Here is a 22,328-nt window from a genome sequence, read left to right on the forward strand (position 1 = left end):
AGTGCGGTAGCTATGTTTTTTTTAAATATGAAAGTATTCAGAGGTAATTTAATAAATGCTATATATTGTTACATTTAATGAATATTTTGGGCAACATTTAAGCGTTGAATCAAGTTTAAATGTAACAGAAATAAAAAAAATATTATATAAAATGGGAGTTGAATCTAGAGTTATTGATATTGAAGATCTAGTTAGAGATGGTGTAAATATAAAGTGCAACTACTTTATTACTAGCCATCAGAATCAAAGCATAAAAAAATACTTAAATGATATTGTATTCTCTCTGTTTTCAAATAAAAATAAAAATCTAATAACCCCATTAGAGTTATACTTTGCTCATGAAAATAAAGGCATCCAGGCTATACTATATAATAATGGTAAGGATATCAATTTAGTTAACCAAAGCTATCTTATTGATTATAAAGACATAGATAAAGCTAGTGTTTTTAAAATGACAGATGGCGCTGGTAGCCGTGGTGTCCATTTAGTAAAAAATCAAAATGATATCCGAAAAATAATTAAAAAAGAAAAGATACATAGGATATCATTGGAATCAATGATAAAAAACACAAAAAAAATAATTAAAAAATTAATTCCTAATAAATATAACCATAAATTCGAAAATTACCAATCATATAAAATTCCTTTTGTATTACAAGATTTTGTAGCTAACCTGCAGTTTGACTACAAGGTTTTAGTCTTTTGGGACCATTTATATGTATTAAAAAGAAATGTTAGAGAAAATGACTTTAGAGCTAGTGGTAGCGGCCTGTTTAGTTTTATAGAACCTAACTTAGAGTTATTACAGACCTGCGTAAAAATAAGAAAAACATTAAATACTCCTTTTATATCCTTAGATATTATAATGCATGATGAAAAAAAATTTTCTTGCATTGAATATCAAGCAACTCACTTCGGTCCATATACTCAAATAAAATCTGAATTTTTTTATACAATAGATGAATTTAACAATATTATTAAAGAAAAAAACATATATACATTAGAACACGAATATGCTTATTCATTATTCAATTTTTTAAAAACGGAAAAAGATGTATGAAATACTATACCATAGAGAAGAAAAAAAACCTTTCAGGAAGCGTAAGCATATCCGGAGCTAAAAATTCAGTGCTCCCCCTTATATGTTTGTCAATATTGTCCAAAGAAGATTTTAAATTAAGTAATGTTCCCTGTGTTGATGACGTAAATACTTTGTTAGATCTGCTATCTAAACTAGGAGCCAAATCCACAAAAGTTGAAAATGGTTCATTGACAATATCATCAAAAAGTATTAATTCAACAACTGCAATATATGATATTGTAAAAAAAATGAGGGCATCTATATTAGTTATGGGCCCATTATTGGCAAGATTCGGTCATTGTGAAATAAGTCTACCTGGCGGCTGTGCTATTGGAGAGCGACCTATAGATTTACATTTGAAAGCAATGGAAGCGTTAGGTGCAAAAATCAATATTATGAATGGTTATGTACAAGTTAGTGCACCTAATGGCTTAAAAGGCGGAACAATCGTATTCGATAAAATTACTGTTACCGGTTGTGAAAATGCAATAATGGCCAGTGCTTTAGCTAACGGTACGACCACAATAATAAACTGTGCGCGAGAACCTGAGGTTGTACAACTTTGTGAAGCATTGCAGTCTGCTGGAATTAAAATTAAAGGAGTAGGTACAAGTGAATTAGTAATACAAGGAAATAATCAGCAGCTATTAACTTTTAACGATATTCGCGTTATACCTGATAGGATCGAGGCTGGTACTTTTCTTACAATAGGAGCAATTAGTCAAGAACCATTAACAATCAAAAATATATGTAAAGAGCATCTAACATCTGTTCTTGATAAATTAGAAGAAATGGGTTGTTCTTTAAGTTACGGTTCAAATGAAATAACTATTGTTGGCCCCAATAAATTAAAGTCAGTCAATATTGTTACAACAGAATACCCTGGATTCCCTACTGATATGCAAGCGCAGTTTATGGCAGCCTTAATTAAGGCAAAAGGCACAAGCACTATAACTGAAACATTATTTGAGAATAGATTCATGCATGTCGCTGAACTAAGAAGAATTGGCGCTAATATTAATATAAATGGAAATACTGCTACAATTATAGGTGTTGAAAATTTAAGTGGAACAGATGTAATGGCAACAGACTTAAGAGCAAGCGCAAGCTTAATAATTGGAGCTCTTCAAGCTTCAGGGCAAACATCACTACATAGGGTGTACCACTTAGAGAGAGGCTATGATGCTATGTCTAGTAAATTAGCGGCTCTTGGCCTAGATATCACAATTAAGCATGAGTAACTTATCAAAAGATATGATAGCAACATTAATAATTAATGTTGCTATCATGTTGGGTGTTTTTTTACAAAGTCTAGTAACATCACGAATGCTAGGCCCTATAGGTAAAGGCGAAATCACTATTGCAGTTAATTTTTTTAATCTAGCCTTACTATTCTGTACTTTAGGAGTAAAACAATCATCTTCTTTATATTTAAAACACAATAAACTATCTAGAAGTAAAATATTATCAATTCAAAGTATTATCCTTATCCTTTCTTCAGTAATCATGATTATCTGTCTAATAGCTAAAGGTGCTCAAGATAGTAAGTTTTATTATATTTACCTGTGCATTGTAACACCGCTCGCTATTATAATAAATTATAGAAGCGCATATTTAATTGAAGAAAACAACATAAAAAAATTAAATATTATAAAAGTAATAATATCACTGGCACCTATCGTATTTTTCTTACTGTTATCCGTAACCATAGGGTCATCAGTGCCTGTATATATATTATCATTTTCGATTGGATATATATTAGCAGCTTACTATACCGTATATCACACTAGGAAAAGAGATAAATTATTTTCAATAAATCTAAACTTAACAAAAAAAGATTTTTATAGCTTTTTCATCAACGCTCTATCATTTGGTTTACCATTGATATTACTTTCTTTAAACTTCAAAGTTGATTACTTCATATTAGATTATTTTGTGAATTATGATGACATCGGTATTTTTTCCGTTGGTGTTAGTTTTGCTGAATTAACTTGGCAGTTTCCAATAATAGCATCATTTATATTATTTTCTTATGGATTAAGCGTTGAAAACAAAGAAAAATATCAAAAAATGGTAATCAGTAAAACTAAAGCTTTAATGATAATAATATTACCCTTATTAGTTATTTATTATTTTTTATGCAAATTCTTTATCCCCATATTGTTTGGCAGTGATTTTTCTTTAGCCTCAAATGTACTCCTTATGCTTTTACCTGGTACTTTTGTTATTATTGCTTTCAATTTATTACATGGAGAGGCCTCATCTAGAGGTAAGTCATACCTCTGTTTTATCCCCTTTAGCATAGGTTTAATTATTAATATTATTTTAAACTTCATATTTATACCTACTTATGGAATATATGCAGCTGCTATAGCCTCATCTATTTCTTATGTGTTTTCATCTATTTTTTATCTAATAGTATATATACGAGACTCAAATGAAAAACCAAAAATTAAAAATATTAGGTGATGTATTCCTTGATAAACCGTATAAATCATTTGATATTGATAACTATATATTTAATTTAGAATATCCAATAACGAATAATATGGAAACACCAGCATTAAACAAAGTTAACTTATTTTCTAATGATTTATTTGCCAAAGAAACTTTTGGAAAAAATCCAATTGGTGTTACTCTTGCTAATAATCATATATTTGATTTTGGTTTAATTGGTGCTAAAGATACCATCCGTACCTTAGAAAATAATAATATAAAATACTGTGGAATCGGTAATATTGAAAACAACTTCAATAACCCAATGATTATTAATACTTCAGAACAGCATTATTTTATTTTAAACTATTGCTGTGAAAGTACTCATCCTAGTGTAGGAGATAATGAATTAAATATAGCTATCCTAGAAATTGAAAAAGTAAAGTCTGATATATTAAGCATTATGAAAACAAAAAACACTTTCATTATAGTTATAATTCACTGGGGAGATGAAGAGATTTCTTATCCAAATCCAAATAACATTAAAATAGCTCATACGCTAATTGACTATGGTGCAGACTTAATCGTAGGACACCATGCTCATGTTACTCAATCTTATGATATCTACAAAGGTTGTATGATTTATTACGGAATTGGAAATGCTATTTTCCCTGATTTAGATGTACCATCCTTTTACGAGAATAACATTTCAAAACAAAATTTCATAAAAAAACAATCGAATAAAAACAAGCAAGGATACATGATTGAAGTAAATCGAGCTAAGGCTCATTGTATACCAACCTACTTTGATAACGATTCATATTACATTGACAGTAAAAAGATAAAAAACAAGATTAATTGGCCAAAAATTATAGGCTTTGAAAATTACAGAAAACTCATAAGAAGAAGTATTATGTTGAAAAATTTCATTAGTTCCCCAAGAATCCCAAACATTAATCGAATAAAAAGATTTATTATAGGATCCGATGAATAATGAAAAAAATAACGTTTATCATACACTCTCTAAAAACAGGAGGTTCTGAGCAAAATTGCCTTAATCTCTTTAAATATTTCAAAAACTTAAATTATGAAATAGAATTAATAATATTAACGCCAGCAATAGAACTAAATATAGAAAACATTAACTTAGTGAAACTAAATTCTTCTAGGTCAATATTTTCCATATTTAAGCTATACAAATATATAATCAAAAACGCTGATTCAACTATTCTTTCATTTTCACACCAAATATCTTTAATTCTGTTGCCTTTAATTTATCTTAGAAAAATAAAATTAATCACTAGAAATATAAATGTGTTATCTTTAGATTATATGTATAAAAAAGGGATTTATCGAAAAATAGAACATATCATCGTAAAAAAGCTATATAGATACTGTGGAAAAATAATCTGCCAATCAAAAGGAATGAAAGAAGATTTAATAAAGAATTATAACATAAAAAATGATAATATTATTGTTATTAATAACCCTATGATTGAGGCCTCACCTTCAGACAATTTTTGTCAAGATACAAATTATTTTTTATTTGTCGGTAGACTAGAAAAACAAAAAAATCTATTTGACTTGATAGATATATTTAACATGTATAAAAAAGCAGGAGGGGAAAATAAGCTAAAAATTTTAGGGAATGGCTCGCTACGAACTGACATTGTTAGATATATAGGAAAGCATAATATCCCAGATATTGAGCTTGTTGGTCAGGTAAAGAACCCTGCATTGTATTACAGTAATGCAGATGCTACACTTCTAACATCACATTATGAAGGTTTTCCTAATGTATTATTAGAGTCATTACAATCAGGAACTCCTGTTATTTCGTATGATTGCCAGTCAGGTCCATCAGAAATAATCATACATGGAAAAAATGGATACCTAGTGCCATTTTTAGATAAAAATCTATTTTGTAAATCACTTTTTTCGATTAAAGAAAACCCTATGTTATCTTTAGACATTGAAAACTCATTAAAACCTTTCACGTTACAATCAATTGGGGATTTATATAGGGAGCAACTAGATGAGCTATAGTATATGTATATTAATTCCATCATTAAACAATACTGGCCCAGTCAAAGTCGCTTTTGAACTTGCAAAAAACTATAAGTCAAGGGGAAACTCTGTTTTTATTTTCGCACTAAAAAGCGGAACATTATATTCAGATTTTGCCTATTTTTCTGATAAAGTACATTCACCATGTCGGAAAAAGAATATTTTCCTTTCTCTATTTGATTTAATTAAGTTTTTAAAAAATAATAATATTGAAGTCATACATTCACATTGCTTAATTCCAGATTTTTTAGCATTATTCTTTTCCAAAAAATATAGTTGTATTACTACTTGTCACAATTATCCTAATATAGATTATTTACACGAGTATGGTAAATTTAAAGGCTCCTTTTTAAGTAAGGCTCATTTTTTTATATTTTCAAAACTAAAAAATACAATATCATGCTCTGAGTCCGTAAGAGAAAATCTCAAATCTTTTAAAGTAAGTTCTGTAACGATAAAAAATGGGGTATGTATAGATCATAACCATTCTCTTTACAACAAAAACAAAAACAAAAACAAAATTTTTGTTTTTGTTGGCCGTTTAATTGAGAGAAAACAACCTATTCAAGCATATCAATTATTTTGTAAAATTGCATCTAAAGGTGACCAACTTTTTTATTATGGTGAAGGTCCTTTACTTGGAGATCTAAAAAAATTAACTATTAAAGATTCTCGCGTATCTATCAAGGGATTTGTAGACGATATTCAATCTATATATTTGAATGCTGACATCCTAATATCCTTGTCTTTGGCTGAAGGATATCCACTATCAGTCTTAGAAGCTATTTCTTATAAATGTAAAGTTGTGTTATCCGGTATAGCTCCCCATTTAGAAATTCAAAAATCTTTAAATGAAGAAATCGTGATACTTTGTAATGATAATCACTTAAAAAATAAAATTTATACTTCTCTAGAAGTTGATGATAATATTTATCATTCAATATCATCAGAATTAATGACAGATATTTATTTGAAATACATAAAAAATATTATACGATGAAGGTAATATGAAAGTTTTTAAATTTATTAGCACATTAGGACATGGCCGAGGTGGCCATTTTTATGATATTACAGCTATATCTGAAGCTTTAGATAATGAAGGTATTGATATTACTATCATTGAAATAGGTATAAAAAAATCACCTGTAATTGAAAAGTCATCAATCAATCATCTATTTATTTATTTTAATGGATTTAATTTTTTCTCTTTAATCAGAAAGTTAGTTAAATTAACAAAGAAAGAAAAACCAAACGTTATTAATAGCTATGATTTAATTTCATATTCTATTTCCAGAATAATATCTATCCTGACTAATACTAAAATTGTATTATCTAAATGTGGCGGCCCTAATCCAGTTAAAAAAGAATACTTTCCAAAACTAACGTCGATTATTACATTTAGCAAAGAAAATTACCTGTTTTTTTCAAAAAATAAAAAAATAAAAGGAATTACTTTAGCACCAGCTAGAAGCACACGTGTTTGCATCGATGATGAATATGTAAACATTATAAAAAAAGAAGCAGATAGTGATTTTAATTTTATTCGCATATCTAGGATAGATGAACATTATCGAGAATTATTTTTTCAATCTTTAAATTTAGTAAATAAACTATTTGAGTTAGGATATAATGTTAGTTTAATTCTAATTGGTGTTATACAATCTAAATCACTATTCAATGAAATTAAAGCTAAAGATGTACATAACTTAATTGTTTGGTTCACTACAGATAACTTCACAATTAATTCATCCAGATTATTAACCTCCGCTTCCATTTGTATAGGTACAGGAAGAGGAGTAATGGAAGCATCAAGCTTAGGGTTACCTATATTGATACCGGTCAGAGAACAAAAATATCCTGTGTTGATCAATGATACTAATATTGACTATTTTTTCGATATGAATTTTTCTCCAAGAATTAATTTACCGGAATATAACGAAAATTTAGTTATTAATGATATTATCTCTCTTATCGAGAATAAAGAGTATTATTACGACTGTGAAAATTTTAGTTCATCTCTTTTTAAGAACTATTTTGATGTCAAAAATAGCATACCCCCCTTAATATCTCACTATGAAAAACTTTCAACTAAAGAAACCTATTTAGCTGATACTATACTACATTTACTAATAACAATCAGATACTTGATGAAAATATCTTTAAGAAAATGATATGAATAAGTTAATCCAGTCTCTATGTTTTTTTTCATTTTTTTCCGCCATTATTTTATATGATATAAAATCCTTTCCTTTCTATATTTTCTGGGGGGCATCTTTAAGTCTCTGTATTGCTTACCTTATAAAAGCATTTATTAATCATAAAATAAAAAAATCAACTTTATATGTGCTTATACTTAATACTGTTTGGATTCTCTGGTCTTTATTAAACTTCCCTATAATTAAAGATTTTAACGACTTTATATCTTTTACTATAGTAACTATATTTTACTCTCTTTCCTGCGCGATTATCTGTGAATATACATTCAATTCTGATGCTAGATTAATATATAAATATGTAAAAATAGCATCCGTTTCTTTTGTTTTAGTTTCATTTTTATCACTCATAAATTATATATCTAATAATGATAGAAGTGATTTTTCTGGTTTATTTTCCAATAGAAATACTTTTGCAATTACAGCCATATTTTTAATAATTGCATTAATTACATCTTATAAATCCGCTGTTGGAGAGTACTTGCTACCTCGGAAAGATAAAATTACATTATATTTTTTACTTTTTTCACTTTCGATTCTCATATTATTAACCAAGTCAATGAAAGGTTTTTTATCTTTATTTATAATTTATGCAATTCTAAATATTAGATTAACACCAAAGATGATACTCGTTAGTATTTTCTTTATATTTACTTTCATTTTCATTGCATTCATCCATCAAAACCCTTTGTCAGAACGTATATACACTTTTATTTATTCTGTTACCACTCCTTCTGAATTAAATATTAGCGAAAGCTCTTATATAAGAATGAATTTAATATTAGATGGGTTAAATATTATAAATGAGCATCCTATAATTGGTGTTGGAATAAATCAATCTAGGTACTACCTATTCCCTGAATATTATATCTTATTATTTGAAAGAGGTGTTAAGCCTATTTTATCTGGTGAATACAGTCATAATAATTATATAGAAATAGCTTTAAATGGTGGGATTCCCGCATTAATTCTTTACTACTTTCCGATTATTTACTCCTTGTATTATTTAATAAAGAAAAAAAATAAAGCTAGCTCATTTACCATTAGAGTATGCATTCTTTTGATATTCTTAAAGTTTTTTTATGATTATGGTATGGTGAGCTACAAAGAATTCTTCAACATCCTTTCAATATCATTCGTTTTTGCCTATATAATTAAATTAAAAAATGAGAACGTAAAATGTACAAGAAAAAATATCTAGTGACTGGTGCTGCTGGTTTTATAGGTAGCGCTTTAATAAAAGAACTCATACGAAATGGTCATTCTGTTATTGGTATTGACAACCTAAATAATTATTATTCAGTGGATCTAAAGAGATCTAGACTACAGAATATAGCTAATGAAAATTTCGTTTTTTTTAGTACTGATATTTGTAAAAAAAATGAATTAAATACTATTTTTTTAAATAACGACATAGACTATGTCATTCACTTAGCAGCGCAAGCAGGTGTTCGCTACTCAATAGAAAACCCAGAGGCTTATATAAATGCTAACTTAGTTGGTTTTTTTAACATACTTGACTGTTGTAAGACAAACAAAATTAAGCATTTAGTCTATGCTTCATCTAGCTCTGTTTATGGCTTAAATAATAAAATACCCTTTGCTACCTCTGATTCAGTAAATCACCCAGTGTCATTGTATGCAGCAACAAAAAAATCCAATGAATTAATGGCTCACTCATATTCTCATTTATATGACTTACCAACTACAGGACTTAGATTTTTTACTGTGTACGGGCCATGGGGTCGACCAGATATGGCACCTTTTATTTTCACAAAAAAAATTCTGGAAAGAAAACCTATCGATATAAATAATCAAGGTGATATGTGGAGAGATTTCACCTACATCGATGATATTGTCGAAGGAATAATTAGAATTTCCAATAAAATTCCTCAGGGAGATAATAATTGGTCTGTTGAAAATGGAAATCCAGCATTAAGCTCAGCTCCTTATGCTATTTATAATATTGGACATGGTTCCCCTATTAATCTTCTTAAATTTATTAACGAAATAGAAAAAAACTTAGGGATTATAGCAATTAAAAATTTTCGATGCATGCAACCAGGTGATGTTTATCAAACATTTGCCGATGTTTCTGATCTATTCGATACTATTGGGTACAAACCAAGTATTAGTATCACAGAAGGTGTTCCTATGTTCATAAATTGGTATAAAGAATTTTATCTATAAAGATAATTTTAATTTACTAAAATTATTAAATTATAAAAATTTAGGGTAATAATAGTGAATAATCGAATAGCTGTAATTATGTGTGTTTATAACCGAGATAATCCAGAGCATCTAAAAATCGCAATAGATAGTATATTAAACCAAACATTAAAATGTGACTTACTAATATATCAGGATGGACCTATTAGTGAAAATTTAAACATTATTTTAACTGACGCACTGAGTAATGATAGTGTTTTATTATTTAAATCTGATGAAAATTTAGGACTTGCAACTGGATTAAATGTCTTAATCGATTATACCGTAAACAAGCTATACGAGTATGTGGCTAGAATGGATGCTGATGATTATTCTCATCCTACAAGGTTAGAGCTGCAATGTAAGTATTTAGATTCAAATCAGTCAATTGATGTATTAGGTACCTCATGCCACGAATTTGGTTCACCCTTCGCTCTCAATGAAAAGCATCTACCTGAATGTCATGATGAGCTTATTAATTTCAGCATTACTCGTTGCCCTTTTATTCATCCAACCGTTATGTTTCGTATGAAAATTTTTCAATTAGGTTACAGATATCCTGTCAATACTGTACTTACCGAGGACATGTCTTTTTGGTTTGAGCTACTAAATGCAAGATTTAAATTTGCAAATATTAATACCATTTTACTTGATTACCGTCTTTGTGAAAATACAATATCTAGACGAAGCGGTATAAAAAAAGGACTTACTGAATTAAAGATTCGTGTAGTAAATATGTTTAGACTAAAAAAACTCTCTCTAAAAAATACTTTTCTTATTTTGGCTAGATTGTTTTTCCATATATTACCTCAAAAGGTAATGAAGGCAGCTTATAAATACTCAAGATAACTACAGCTACTAGAGTCTTTAGATAGTAGAATGTACATATATTTCAAATATGAGGTTAATTTTGAAAATAGCAATTGCAGGAACCGGTTACGTTGGCTTATCTAACGCCATGTTACTGTCACAGAATCACGAAGTGGTTGCTGTGGATATCATTCCTGAAAAAGTGGCGATGTTAAATAACCACCAATCACCGATTGTCGATACAGAAATTGAACAGTTTTTAACGGAAAAAACACTGAATTTTCGTGCCACAGAAGATAAAACAGAAGCTTATATTGGCGCACAATACATCATTGTGGCGACGCCAACTGACTATGACCCAAAAACCAATTACTTCAACACTAAATCGGTCGAGTCTGTTATTCATGACGTGAATAAGATTAACCCCGATGCGACGATTATCGTAAAATCCACTATTCCTGTTGGGTTTACCGCGCGTTTACGCGAAGAATTTGGTTATACCAACGTGATTTTCTCCCCGGAGTTTTTACGTGAAGGCCGTGCCTTGTGGGATAATTTGCATCCTTCCCGTATCGTGGTGGGTGAGCGCTCTGAACGTGCACAAATTTTTGCTGATTTGCTGCTCGAAGGCGCGATTAAAAAAGATGTGCCAGTGTTATTTACTGACGGCACTGAAACCGAGGCCATTAAACTGTTTGCTAACACTTATTTAGCCATGCGTGTGGCGTATTTTAATGAGCTCGACACCTATGCGGAAAGCCGCGGTCTAAATGCACGTCAAATTATTGAGGGTGTCTCTTTAGACCCTCGTATTGGCAGCCATTATAACAACCCGTCATTCGGTTACGGCGGTTATTGCTTACCGAAAGATACCAAGCAACTATTAGCCAACTACGATGATGTCCCAAACAATCTGATTAACGCCATCGTGGAATCAAACCGTACCCGCAAAGACTTTATTTCCGATGCAATTATTGCTAAAGCACCACGCAAAGTCGGTGTTTATCGCTTAGTGATGAAAGCAGGGTCAGATAACTTCCGAGCTTCAGCAGTGCAAGGCATCATGAAACGTATTAAAGCTAAGGGAATTGAAGTTGTCGTTTATGAACCAGTAATGAAAGAAACAGAATTTTTCCATTCTAAAGTAGTTAATGACTTAGCAGAATTTAAAGCTCAATGCGATATCATCTTAGTAAATAGGATGGTACCTGAGATCGAAGATGTAGCCGATAAAGTCTATACCCGCGATTTATTTGGTAACGATTAACTTCTAACTATTAAAATAGCAACTTTGCCAAATTACGAGCATCAATATAAACTGCTCCAATTTGTAGTAATTATGTATAAGTGGGAATTATGATACCCATCATCACTTATACCTTATCTAATCATTTTTTATCATAGGATGGTACCGTGTTTAGGAAGCGTCTCCCACTTACACTACTCACAATGAGTATTTTACTAACCGGCTGCACCGTCGCCCCTGGTGCCTATGTATCAACTTCAGGCAAAAATGTGGTTGATACCGGTGACCGTGATATTACCAAGCTGGTTGATATCTACCCAATTTCCCCAAAATTGTTGGATGATATGTACACCGCACCCACCATCGCCAAACCCAATACACAGTTAGAAAAACAACTAACCAACTATGAATACCGCGTGGGTGCAGGTGATGTATTAACCATTACAGTTTGGGATCACCCTGAATTGACTATCCCTGCGGGTTCTTACCGTAGTGCGCAAGACTCGGGTAACTGGGTACATTCAGATGGCACCATCTACTACCCGTATATTGGTAAAGTCAAAGTGATCGGTAAAACGGTCACTGAAATCCGTACACTTATCAGCAACCGTTTAGCCACTTATATTGAATCCCCACAAGTGGATGTCAGTATTGCTGCCTTCCGTTCACAAAAAATGTATGTGTCGGGTGAAGTCTCCAAACCGGGTACGCTGCCTATCACTAATGTGCCTTTGACTATCTTAGAAGCCTTTAATAATGCCGGTGGCTTAACCGAGAAAGCCGATTGGGATAACGTGGTGCTTACCCGTAATGGCAAAGAAATTAAAGTGTCATTACAAGATTTGGTTCAGTATGGGGATTTAACCCAAAACTACCTGATGCTACCAGGTGATGTACTATATGTACCACGTAATGATAGCCAGAAAGTGTTTGTGATGGGTGAAGTCGGTCAACCAACCACACTGACTATTGACCGTGCAGGTATGAGTATTACCGAAGCACTCAGTAAAGCCAGTGGTATTAACCAAAATACCGCCAATGCAACCGGTGTATTTGTTATCCGCCCAATTAAAAATCAGTCAGTGGAAGACAAAGAACTCGAGGCCCTATTGCCGAAAAAAATGGCCGCGGTTTATCAGCTAGATTTATCGGATGCCACATCACTTGTGATGGGTACCGAATTTAAACTGCAGCCTTATGATTTGGTATATGTTACTGCCGCACCAGTGGTACGCTGGAACCGTCTAATTACCCAGTTGTTACCAACTATCGCATCCTATAATCAGTTAACTGAAGGTGTGAAACGAGTTCACGATTGGTAATCGATATGTTTAATAATATTCTCGTTGTTTGTATGGGAAATATCTGTCGCTCTCCTACGGGGGAGCGTCTATTACAACATTATTTCCCCGGAAAAAACATTCAATCCGCAGGTATTGTCGCTAAAAATGACATGCCAGCGTATGACAGCGCCATCTGGATTGCCGAGCAGCACAACCTTTCCCTTGAAAACCACCAGTCACGCCGATTAACTAGCGAATTATGTAAAAAAAACGACTTAATCCTAGTGATGGAAAACGATCATATTGCTAAAATCCACCAGCAGTTTCCTGAAACTCGCGGCAAAGTGATGCTATTTGGCCAATGGATTAATAAAACTGAAATCCCTGACCCTCACAAGCGCAGTGATGAAATGTTTGAACATGTTTATCAACTGATGGAAAAAGCTGTGATTGCTTGGCAAGGCAAAATTTAATTTTATTTATTGGATGACTTAACATTTAACTTATTATGAACACAACAAAAAATAGCTCCCCGGCCTCAGATGAAATCGATCTGTTCGCTCTGTTTAAAGTTTTGAAATCCAATACCATTAAAATTGGATTTTTTACCGTTATTTTCGCAGCTATCGCTGTGGCATATAGCTTACTGGCAACACCGATTTACCAAGCGAATGCGACATTACAGTATGACAAGCTAGGTCAGGTTTCATTGCTCGACCAAATGAGTAACGTGATGCCTTTTAGTAATAGTAATAATCAAGTGGATTCCGAAATTGAGGTGATCAAGTCCCGAATGGTACTCGGAAAAACTGTTGCAGACCTCAATCTTGACACTCAAGCAGCCCCTGAAGGCTTTGTCAGTAAATTACTTGGTGAAGTAGCTCCCGTTCATATTGCCCTATTTCAGTTACCTGAAAGTTTAATTGGCCAGCCATTGACCCTGACGTATTTAGGGGATAATAATTATTCCCTCAATGTGGATGGCCAAGTGTTGCAAGGTAAAGTCGGTGAAGTGCTCAAACAAGGGGAAATTAACTTGTTAATTTCCAGTTTCACAGCTGAAACTGGCGAAGAGTTTTCATTAATCAAAAATGCCCGCTACTCCACTATTGAAAACTTACGCAATACCTTAACCATCGCTGAAACCGGTAAAGGCACCGGTATTATCAACTTAGCAATTAAAGGTGCGGATAAAATTGAGAATGTTAAAATTCTCAATAGTGTTATCCAAAATTATGTAGACCAAAATACTGAGCGTAAAAAAGAAGTCACCAACAATACGTTAGTCTTCTTAAATGACTACTTACCGGCCATTAAAACCAAGTTAGATAACTACGAAAACCAGCTCAATGCCTTCCGCAAAAAGAATGAATCGATTGACCTTTCTTTAGAGGCCAAGGCCGCTTTAGATACTGCATTGCAGGTGGAAGAGAAGCTCAACGAATTAACCTTCAAAGAAGTGGAAATTCAGCAGCTATATACCCGTAACCACCCTGCATACCAGTCATTGTTAGATAAACGCCAACAATTATTACGCGAAAAAGAGAAAATCAGCAAAAATATTCAAAAACTACCCAATACCCAACAAGAAATCGTCCGTTTAACCCGTGATGTCGAAGCAGAACAAGCCATCTATACCCAACTAGTGGCTAAACAACAAGAGCTCAGTGTATTAAACTCCGGTATTACCGCGGATGTGCGTATTATTGACTCCGCGGAATCCCAACCAAACGCCGTAGCACCGAAAAAATCCCTGATTGTCGTTCTGGCTACCATTCTTGGCTTTATTATCGGCTGTGCGTATGTGATTGCCCGCGAGTTCTTTAATAATAAAATTAAAAGTACCGATGATATCGATGCATTGGGTGTCAATGTCTACGCCACTATTCCTTTTTCTACCTATGAGAAAAAACTGATTGAAGCAGGTAATAAGAGCCCATTAGCGATAGAAAATCCAGCGGATACTGCTGTTGAAGCTATTCGTTCATTGCGAACCAGCGTCTACTTCTCGGTGATGAACCAAGGTAATAACCTAGTAATGGTCACCAGTGCGTCCCCTGGGGTGGGTAAAAGTTTTGTTACCTCGAATATGGCAGTCGTACTGGCTAACGCAGGGAAGAAAGTTCTGTTAATCGATACTGACTTACGTAAGGGCCGTTTGCATAAAGCCTTTGGCTTAAATAATAAAGCTGGGTTATCTGACTACTTATCACAGCAAAGCTTAGAATCACCCACTATTCATACCAACGTAATTGAAAACCTCGATGTGATTTGCCGTGGTAAAAATGTCACTCATTCTTCTGAGTTGTTAATGGGTGAGCGCTTTAAGCAGTTACTGGATAAAGTCAAAAACCAATACGATATTGTGGTGATCGATACCGCACCAATCTTAGCAATTACTGACTCGGCGATTATTGGTAAATATGTCGGTACTTCATTACTGATTGCTTTCTACGGGGTGAATACCGTGAAAGATGTCGATTTATCACTGAAACGCTTTAAGCAAAATGATATCGAAATTACGGGTGTGATCTTGAATGGTATTGATGCAAGATCTGACGATTATAACTACCATTACGAATATTAAGACTCAGGAATATTGAGATGAATAATCAACAAGTTCTCGTTACTGGTGGTCTTGGCTACATTGGTAGCCATACCTGTGTACAGATGATCCAGCAAGGGATGCAGCCGGTTATTTTAGATAACCTGCATAATGCTAACCTTGAAGTGCTTAACCGTATTGAAGCTATCACAGGTGTTAAGCCGGTCTTTTACCAAGGTGATGTGCGTGATAGCCAAATTTTAGCGTCCATTTTTGCTAATCATCAAATTCATTCCGTCATTCACTTTGCTGGGTTAAAAGCTGTTGGTGAGTCAGTACAGAAACCGATTGAATACTATGATGTTAACGTCAATGGCACGTTGGTATTAGTGGAAAGCATGAAAAAAGCCGGTGTTAAAAGCCTGATTTTTAGTTCATCGGCAACCGTATATGGCGAACCTGAGCATATCCCATTAACAGAAGAAGCATCAGTGGGTAATACCAATAGCCCGTATGGTACCAGTAAGTATATGGTTGAGCGTATTTTGACTGACTTAAATATTGCAGATAGCGAATGGTCTATCTCATTACTGCGCTATTTTAACCCTGTAGGTGCTCATAACTCAGGTTTGATGGGTGAAGACCCGAATGGTATTCCAAATAACCTGACACCGTTTATTGCACAAGTCGCGGTAGGTCGCCGTAAAGAGTTGGCAGTATTTGGTGGAGATTACCCGACGAAAGATGGTACGGGTGTGCGAGACTATATCCATGTGATGGATTTAGCTGATGGGCATATTGCTGCACTGAATAAAGTTAGCCAGCAAGCAGGGCTGCATATCTATAACCTTGGCACGGGAACAGGTACCAGTGTTTTAGAAGTACTTGCTGCATTTGAAAAAGCCGTTGGTAAGCCAATCCCTTATACTATTTCAGCTCGTCGCCCCGGTGATATTGCTGAATACTGGTCAACACCTGCAAAAGCTGAACGTGACTTAGGTTGGACGGCAAAATACTCCATTCAAGATATGGCAGATGATGTTTGGCGTTGGCAGTCCATGAACCCGAACGGCTATAACAGCTAATCTATTTTATTGTCTTTATAAGCGAGCTTTCATAGCTCGCTTTTTTGTTTGCAGGGGATAAAAACAAAAGTTCCACATGAAAACAAACCCATTTGCGCGTAAACTCTTCCCATCATTTCTTATCAAAAATATCAGCTTAACGTTATGCCACACATTGTTTTATTCGAACCAGAAATACCGCCAAATACTGGCAATATCATTCGTCTTTGTGCCAATACTGGCTTTGATTTGCATCTTATTCACCCTCTTGGCTTTACATGGGATGATAAACGCCTACGCCGTGCGGGTTTAGACTATAGCGAATTTGCCGATATCAAGCATCACCATGATTATTACGCATTTTTGAAAAGTGAAGGGCTGAACCCGGATAATAACCAATCTGAAAGTGGGGCACGCGTGTTTGCCTTAACTACTAAAGGTAAACCAAGCCACAGCAATGTCAGCTACCAACAAAATGACTATTTGATGTTTGGCCCTGAAACCCGTGGGTTACCACCTTATGTTCTCGATAACATGCCAATGGAGCAAAAAATTCGTATTCCTATGTTGGCAGATAGCCGCAGTATGAATTTATCCAACTCTGTGGCAGTGGTTGTTTTTGAAGCATGGAGGCAGTTGGGGTATGCAGGGGCGCTGCTAAAGGACTAGACTATAAAAGGAGCTCAGTTTGAGTTCCTTTAGTTTTAATCAATAAAAAACGATCGAACTAGAACCCTCACAACTCAAATCCCATCCCCATCTTCAAAACCCCAAATACTACCATTAAAGTTTTGATCCATTTCTAAGGACGGTTTATCGCTGGTGGGTTTACCGACAATGCGTGCTGGAACCCCTGCCACTGTGGTATGCGGTGGGACTGGATGAAGCACAACTGAACCTGCACCAATTTTTGCGCCGCGGCCAATTTCAATATTACCGAGTATTTTTGCCCCTGCGCCAATCATCACTCCTTCCCTCACTTTGGGGTGGCGATCACCACAAGTTTTCCCGGTACCACCGAGTGTGACGGATTGTAGGATTGATACATCATTTTCCACAATTGCAGTTTCCCCAATCACGATGCCTGTTGCATGATCAAGCATGATGCCACAACCAATACGGGCGGCTGGGTGGATATCGACCCCAAATGACACAGAAATTTGATTTTGCAGGTAAACCGCCAGCGCTTGGCGGCCTTCTTTCCACAGCCAATTGCCGATACGATAGGCTTGCAAGGCGTGGAAACCTTTCAAATACAATAATGGCGTGGAATATTTATCAACGGCAGGGTCACGTAGGCGAACCGCGGCTAAGTCCATTGCTGCAGAGAAAATCATACCTTCGTCATTGCGATAAGCTTCTTCAACAATTTCACGCACTTCAAGCGCTGGCATAATCGGCGAGCTCAGTTTATTGGCTAGCATATAGCTGAGCGCACTGCCTAAATTGTCGTGCTTTAACAATGTCGCGTTAAAAAAGCTGGCGAGGAGTGGTTCGCAGTCCGCAAGAGACTTCGCTTCATCTTTAATGAAACCCCAAATTCTATCCAGTTCTTCACGCGACATAATCACTCACCTATCTATTTTTATTAATCATGCAGCTTTGGCATATCGGCAATTTCATCTTTCGTCGCACGCCCCAGTAGTGCTTGCGCCGCCTCTAACACATTTTTATGGCGGTAAAGGATTTGATAAATTTGCTCAGTAATTGGCATTTCAACACCTGCCCGCTCAGCTAGTGCGCGGACTTCCTTGGTATTACGATAGCCTTCAACGACTTGGCCAATCTCTTTTTCTGCATCTTCAACGCTAACGCCATCACCTAGCATCATGCCAAAACGGCGGTTACGGGATTGGTTATCTGTACACGTTAACACAAGGTCACCTAAGCCTGCCATACCCATAAAAGTTGCAGGGTCTGCTCCCAAAGCTGCACCTAAACGGCTCATTTCAGCTAAACCACGGGTAATCAATGCAGTACGTGCATTGGCACCAAAGCCCATGCCATCAGAAATACCGGCACCAATAGCAATCACGTTTTTCACTGCACCGCCCAGTTGCACCCCAACCATATCCGGGTTTTTATAGACGCGAAAACTCTTGCCGCAATGGAATAACTTTTGTAAGTCATCACCAAATTGGCTATCGCTTGCGGCAACAGAAATTGCTGTTGGTAAACCTGCGGCGAGCTCTTTTGCAAACGTTGGGCCGGACAACACAGCCAGAGGAATTTCATTACCTAATACCTCACGTGCCACTTCTTGCAACAAACGGCCAGTATCCCTTTCTAAGCCTTTAGTCGCCCAAATAATACGGGAGTCTGCGCGTAAGTATGGCTGGATTTGTTTTAGTACATCACCAAAAACATGGCTCGGTACCACAATCAAGATATTGGGGCTCGCCTCAACGGCGCGTTTTAAGTCCGTTTCGAGAGATAAACTATCAGGAAAAGAAACGCCAGGCAAAAACGCCTGATTGCTGCGATCTTGTTCTAATTGATGAATGTGTTTTGGGTCATGGCCCCATAACACAACCTGATGTGCATTACGTGCAAGCGTAATGGCTAAAGCGGTGCCGTACGAGCCGGCACCGATCACTGTCATTGAAGCAGTATTCATTAAGCGTCCTGTTGAGCTTCTGAGTTCTGCGCTTGTTCACCTTGTTGCTGCTGTAAATAGTTCATGAACAGTGCATCAAAGTTAACTGGCGCTAAGTTCAATTGTGGGAATGTACCACGGCCCACTAAGCTAGTGATCGCTTCACGTGCATATGGGAACAGGATGTTCGGGCAATATGCACCTAAGCAATGTGCCATTTGAGTACCTTCAATACCTTCGATAGAGAAAACACCTGCTTGCTGAACTTCACACAGGAAAGCGGTTTCTTCACCTAAAGTTGCAGTCGTTGTGACGCGTAAAACAACTTCATAAACACCTTCAGACAGCTGAGTTGAAGAAGTATCTAAATCTAATTTGATTTCTGGCTGCCACTCGTGTTGAAAGATGTGTGGTGCGTTAGGTGCTTCAAATGAAACGTCTTTTGCATAAATGCGTTGAATTTGAAAAACCATTTCTGAGTTGTTTTGTTCTGACATAGTTTATGTACCTTTAACTTCCATATGAATTTTCCCTGTCATTCTTTGAGCTACAGGGGTGTTCGCTGCATTGCGCTACCCAAGTCACATACTGATGTATGCTCCTTGGATATCTTCACTTACTTCTTACCACGCGCTAAAGGAAGGTTTTCACCTGCCCAGCCAGAGATCCCTTCTTTCAGGACAAAGACTTTTTCAAAACCGTGTTGTGCCAGCTGTTCAGCAGGTTTACCTGATTCCATACCACTCGCAGAAACGACAATCACTGGTTTCTGTTTGTGTTTTTCTAATTCACCTAAATTATTCTCTTTAATTTCAGACGGTGTTAAGTTAATAGAATCAATAATGTGCCCTTTACGGAAATCATCGCGAGAACGTAAATCGACAACAACCGCCTCTTCTTTATTAATCAGTGTAATCGCTTGTGAACGAGCAATCACTTTCGTTTTAGAGAAAAGGCCTTTAAAGGTCATAACAACCACAGCAACTAATAGCGCTATCCAAACCAGACTCAATAACATGTTCCGGCTTACAAATTGCATGATTTCTTGGATCATGGGGGGCAATCACTCCCGTTAGTTAAAAACGAATATCAAAGGGTTCTGAGTATACCTTTGTGTTGAGCTAATTACAGCCAATTCCCGCAAACTAGCTTATTTTTTTTGCGCTAAGGCACGCAAAATTAACACCGTTCACTGAAAAAAATCGCTTTTCAGTTTCGAAGCGGTACGCAAATATTTTATCATAAACGTGCGAAACAGGTCTAAGTCATGCTTCAAATAGGCAATGAATAAGAAAAAAGTATTGAATACTGGCTATACAAAATAAATCAGTGATAATAAAACTGTGTTATTTGACTTAATATAGTTCCGATTCAGGGCAAAAGTCCGAATTTATAAATGTTTTCAATACTATTTGTTAGACAGTGCTGGAAACCATCACTTGCAGATGAAATAATCAGTTATTGCATTTAATTGAGGTGATTTATCACGATGGCCAATACACATCATCGAATGAAAATTTCATTTATTCGTCAGGCTATTAGCGCTCTCTTTGGGTTAGGGTTGCTTGCGCTCGCCCCAACACAAACTGTGTTTGCCAACCAGATCACTGAAAATAAAGGGCAATTACATGATTTACTCAAAAGTATTGCTGAAAAAGAAAAAAGCGTAAAAGAACAACAAGCTAAGCGCTCAGCACTGCTTGAACAACTTAAACAACAAGAGCAAAGCATTTCTGCCGCAGGGCGTAGCCTGCATGAAACTCAAAATCAGCTAAAACAATTAGATAAAGAAATTGTTTCATTAAATAGCAATATCAAGCAGCTACAAACCAAAAAACAACAACAAGAAAAATTATTATCTGACCAACTAGACGCTGCCTTCCGGTTAGGTAAACACCAAGGGTTAACCCTCATGTTCAAAGGTGAAGAAGGCCAGCGAGAAGAACGTATTTTGGCCTATTACAGCTATTTAAATCAGGCACGCGAAAAAAATATTGCCGCTTTAGAAGAAACCACTAAAGAGCTACAAGAACAAAAACAACTCGAACAAAAAAAACAGGCCGAACAAAAAACAACGCTAGCTCGCCAACAACAAGAAAAACGAAAGTTGGATAATGCACGCTCTTCGCGGCAAAAAACCTTAAACGCTCTTGAAAGTACATTAAAAGAAGACCAAAAAAATCTTGCTGTTCTAAAACAAAACGAAGCGAGATTACGCGACAAAATTGCTCGCGCCGAACGTGAAGCTAAGGCCAGAGCAGAGCGAGAGGCCAAAGAAGCGGCACGTATTCGCGCACAAGTCGCTGAAAAAGAACGTCAAGCCAAACAGAAAGGCTCAACCTATAAACCGTCAGAGAGTGAACGTTCTCTGATGTCTCGTACTGGTGGTTTAGGGCGCCCTGCAGGGCAAGCTATCTGGCCAGTTCGCGGCTCATTGCTCCATAACTATGGTGATGTCATTTCCAGTGAGTTACGTTGGAAAGGCATGGTTATCGCCGCTAATGAAGGAACGCAAGTCAAGGCCATCGCCGATGGGCGCGTGTTACTGGCTGACTGGTTACAAGGCTATGGGCTCGTTGTCGTCGTTGAACACGGTAAAGGGGATATGAGCCTGTATGGTTATAACCAAAGTGCCTTAGTGAATGTTGGCCAAGAGGTTAGAGCAGGCCAACCTATCGCCTTAGTGGGTAGCAGTGGCGGCCAAGAACGTCCGGCCCTCTATTTTGAAATTCGCAGACAAGGTAAAACCGTGAACCCTCGTCCATGGTTAGGACGATAA

General features: G+C 35.6%; 21 protein-coding genes. 17 read left to right on the forward strand and 4 right to left on the reverse strand.

The genetic code is table 11. The annotated features are described in order from the left end of the window. The first annotated feature begins 55 nt into the window (after positions 1-55). The 16 genes from PSE60_RS18005 to trmL all read left to right on the forward strand — a co-directional run bounded on the left by PSE60_RS18005 (position 56) and on the right by trmL (position 17,622). Positions 56-1,060, forward strand: a complete 1,005-nt coding sequence (locus PSE60_RS18005) for a hypothetical protein (protein ID WP_272666337.1) — start codon at positions 56-58, stop codon at positions 1,058-1,060. After that, a complete protein-coding gene (gene murA, locus PSE60_RS18010) occupies positions 1,057-2,322 on the forward strand; it encodes a UDP-N-acetylglucosamine 1-carboxyvinyltransferase (RefSeq protein WP_272666338.1) in 1,266 nt (421 codons plus the stop codon). Before PSE60_RS18005 ends, murA begins: the two co-directional genes overlap by 4 nt. Continuing rightward, complete coding sequence (locus tag PSE60_RS18015; protein ID WP_272666339.1) at positions 2,315-3,550, forward strand: oligosaccharide flippase family protein; 1,236 nt, start codon at positions 2,315-2,317, stop codon at positions 3,548-3,550. Before murA ends, PSE60_RS18015 begins: the two co-directional genes overlap by 8 nt. Next, on the forward strand, positions 3,519-4,511 hold the full coding sequence (locus PSE60_RS18020) for a CapA family protein (protein WP_272666340.1): 993 nt from the start codon (positions 3,519-3,521) through the stop codon (positions 4,509-4,511). The genes PSE60_RS18015 and PSE60_RS18020 overlap by 32 nt, the downstream gene beginning before the upstream one ends. Beyond that, entirely contained in the window at positions 4,511-5,563 is a 1,053-nt protein-coding gene (locus PSE60_RS18025; protein WP_272666341.1) for a glycosyltransferase, read from the forward strand. The genes PSE60_RS18020 and PSE60_RS18025 overlap by 1 nt, the downstream gene beginning before the upstream one ends. Continuing rightward, complete coding sequence (locus tag PSE60_RS18030; RefSeq protein ID WP_272666342.1) at positions 5,553-6,584, forward strand: glycosyltransferase family 4 protein; 1,032 nt, start codon at positions 5,553-5,555, stop codon at positions 6,582-6,584. Before PSE60_RS18025 ends, PSE60_RS18030 begins: the two co-directional genes overlap by 11 nt. Before the next feature lie 7 nt (positions 6,585-6,591). Then, positions 6,592-7,755 (forward strand): hypothetical protein, encoded by a 1,164-nt coding sequence (locus tag PSE60_RS18035; RefSeq protein ID WP_272666343.1) that lies wholly within the window; start codon positions 6,592-6,594, stop codon positions 7,753-7,755. Between the two features lies 1 nt (position 7,756). Beyond that, positions 7,757-8,998, forward strand: coding sequence for an O-antigen ligase family protein (locus PSE60_RS18040; protein WP_272666344.1), 1,242 nt, complete (start codon positions 7,757-7,759; stop codon positions 8,996-8,998). After that, positions 8,977-9,987, forward strand: a complete 1,011-nt coding sequence (locus tag PSE60_RS18045; protein ID WP_272666345.1) for an NAD-dependent epimerase/dehydratase family protein — start codon at positions 8,977-8,979, stop codon at positions 9,985-9,987. The genes PSE60_RS18040 and PSE60_RS18045 overlap by 22 nt, the downstream gene beginning before the upstream one ends. A 54-nt stretch (positions 9,988-10,041) precedes the next feature. Further along, complete coding sequence (locus PSE60_RS18050; RefSeq protein WP_272666346.1) at positions 10,042-10,854, forward strand: glycosyltransferase; 813 nt, start codon at positions 10,042-10,044, stop codon at positions 10,852-10,854. Between the two features lie 61 nt (positions 10,855-10,915). Beyond that, positions 10,916-12,082: a nucleotide sugar dehydrogenase gene (locus PSE60_RS18055; RefSeq protein WP_272666347.1), complete on the forward strand. Its 1,167-nt coding sequence runs from the start codon at positions 10,916-10,918 to the stop codon at positions 12,080-12,082. 146 nt (positions 12,083-12,228) lie between these two features. Next, positions 12,229-13,383 carry a polysaccharide export protein gene (locus PSE60_RS18060; protein ID WP_272666348.1) on the forward strand — a complete coding sequence of 385 codons (1,155 nt, stop codon included), beginning with the start codon at positions 12,229-12,231 and terminating at the stop codon, positions 13,381-13,383. Positions 13,384-13,388: 5 nt separating this feature from the next. Beyond that, complete coding sequence (locus tag PSE60_RS18065; RefSeq protein WP_272666349.1) at positions 13,389-13,817, forward strand: arsenate reductase/protein-tyrosine-phosphatase family protein; 429 nt, start codon at positions 13,389-13,391, stop codon at positions 13,815-13,817. A 35-nt stretch (positions 13,818-13,852) separates the two neighbouring features. Next, a complete protein-coding gene (locus PSE60_RS18070) occupies positions 13,853-15,931 on the forward strand; it encodes a polysaccharide biosynthesis tyrosine autokinase (protein WP_272666350.1) in 2,079 nt (692 codons plus the stop codon). A gap of 17 nt (positions 15,932-15,948) precedes the next feature. Beyond that, positions 15,949-16,974, forward strand: coding sequence for a UDP-glucose 4-epimerase GalE (gene galE, locus PSE60_RS18075; protein ID WP_210845734.1), 1,026 nt, complete (start codon positions 15,949-15,951; stop codon positions 16,972-16,974). 144 nt (positions 16,975-17,118) lie between these two features. Further along, positions 17,119-17,622, forward strand: coding sequence for a tRNA (uridine(34)/cytosine(34)/5-carboxymethylaminomethyluridine(34)-2'-O)-methyltransferase TrmL (gene trmL / locus PSE60_RS18080; protein WP_042846710.1), 504 nt, complete (start codon positions 17,119-17,121; stop codon positions 17,620-17,622). A gap of 74 nt (positions 17,623-17,696) precedes the next feature. Here the strand turns inward: trmL and cysE are convergent, their stop codons facing one another. The 4 genes from cysE to PSE60_RS18100 all read right to left on the reverse strand — a co-directional run bounded on the left by cysE (position 17,697) and on the right by PSE60_RS18100 (position 20,603). Next, complete coding sequence (cysE, locus tag PSE60_RS18085) at positions 17,697-18,518, reverse strand: serine O-acetyltransferase (protein ID WP_004906950.1); 822 nt, start codon at positions 18,516-18,518, stop codon at positions 17,697-17,699. A 23-nt stretch (positions 18,519-18,541) separates the two neighbouring features. Further along, positions 18,542-19,570 carry an NAD(P)H-dependent glycerol-3-phosphate dehydrogenase gene (gene gpsA / locus PSE60_RS18090; protein ID WP_004265161.1) on the reverse strand — a complete coding sequence of 343 codons (1,029 nt, stop codon included), beginning with the start codon at positions 19,568-19,570 and terminating at the stop codon, positions 18,542-18,544. Next, positions 19,570-20,046, reverse strand: a complete 477-nt coding sequence (gene secB, locus PSE60_RS18095; RefSeq protein WP_004906947.1) for a protein-export chaperone SecB — start codon at positions 20,044-20,046, stop codon at positions 19,570-19,572. Before secB ends, gpsA begins: the two co-directional genes overlap by 1 nt. 119 nt (positions 20,047-20,165) lie before the next feature. Further along, positions 20,166-20,603 carry a rhodanese-like domain-containing protein gene (locus tag PSE60_RS18100; protein WP_272666351.1) on the reverse strand — a complete coding sequence of 146 codons (438 nt, stop codon included), beginning with the start codon at positions 20,601-20,603 and terminating at the stop codon, positions 20,166-20,168. A 435-nt stretch (positions 20,604-21,038) separates the two neighbouring features. Here PSE60_RS18100 and envC point away from each other — a divergent pair, with 435 nt between their 5' ends. Further along, complete coding sequence (gene envC, locus PSE60_RS18105; protein ID WP_272666352.1) at positions 21,039-22,328, forward strand: murein hydrolase activator EnvC; 1,290 nt, start codon at positions 21,039-21,041, stop codon at positions 22,326-22,328.

It is taken from the genome of Providencia sp. PROV174, assembly GCF_028480685.1.
Lineage (GTDB): Bacteria > Pseudomonadota > Gammaproteobacteria > Enterobacterales > Enterobacteriaceae > Providencia > Providencia rettgeri.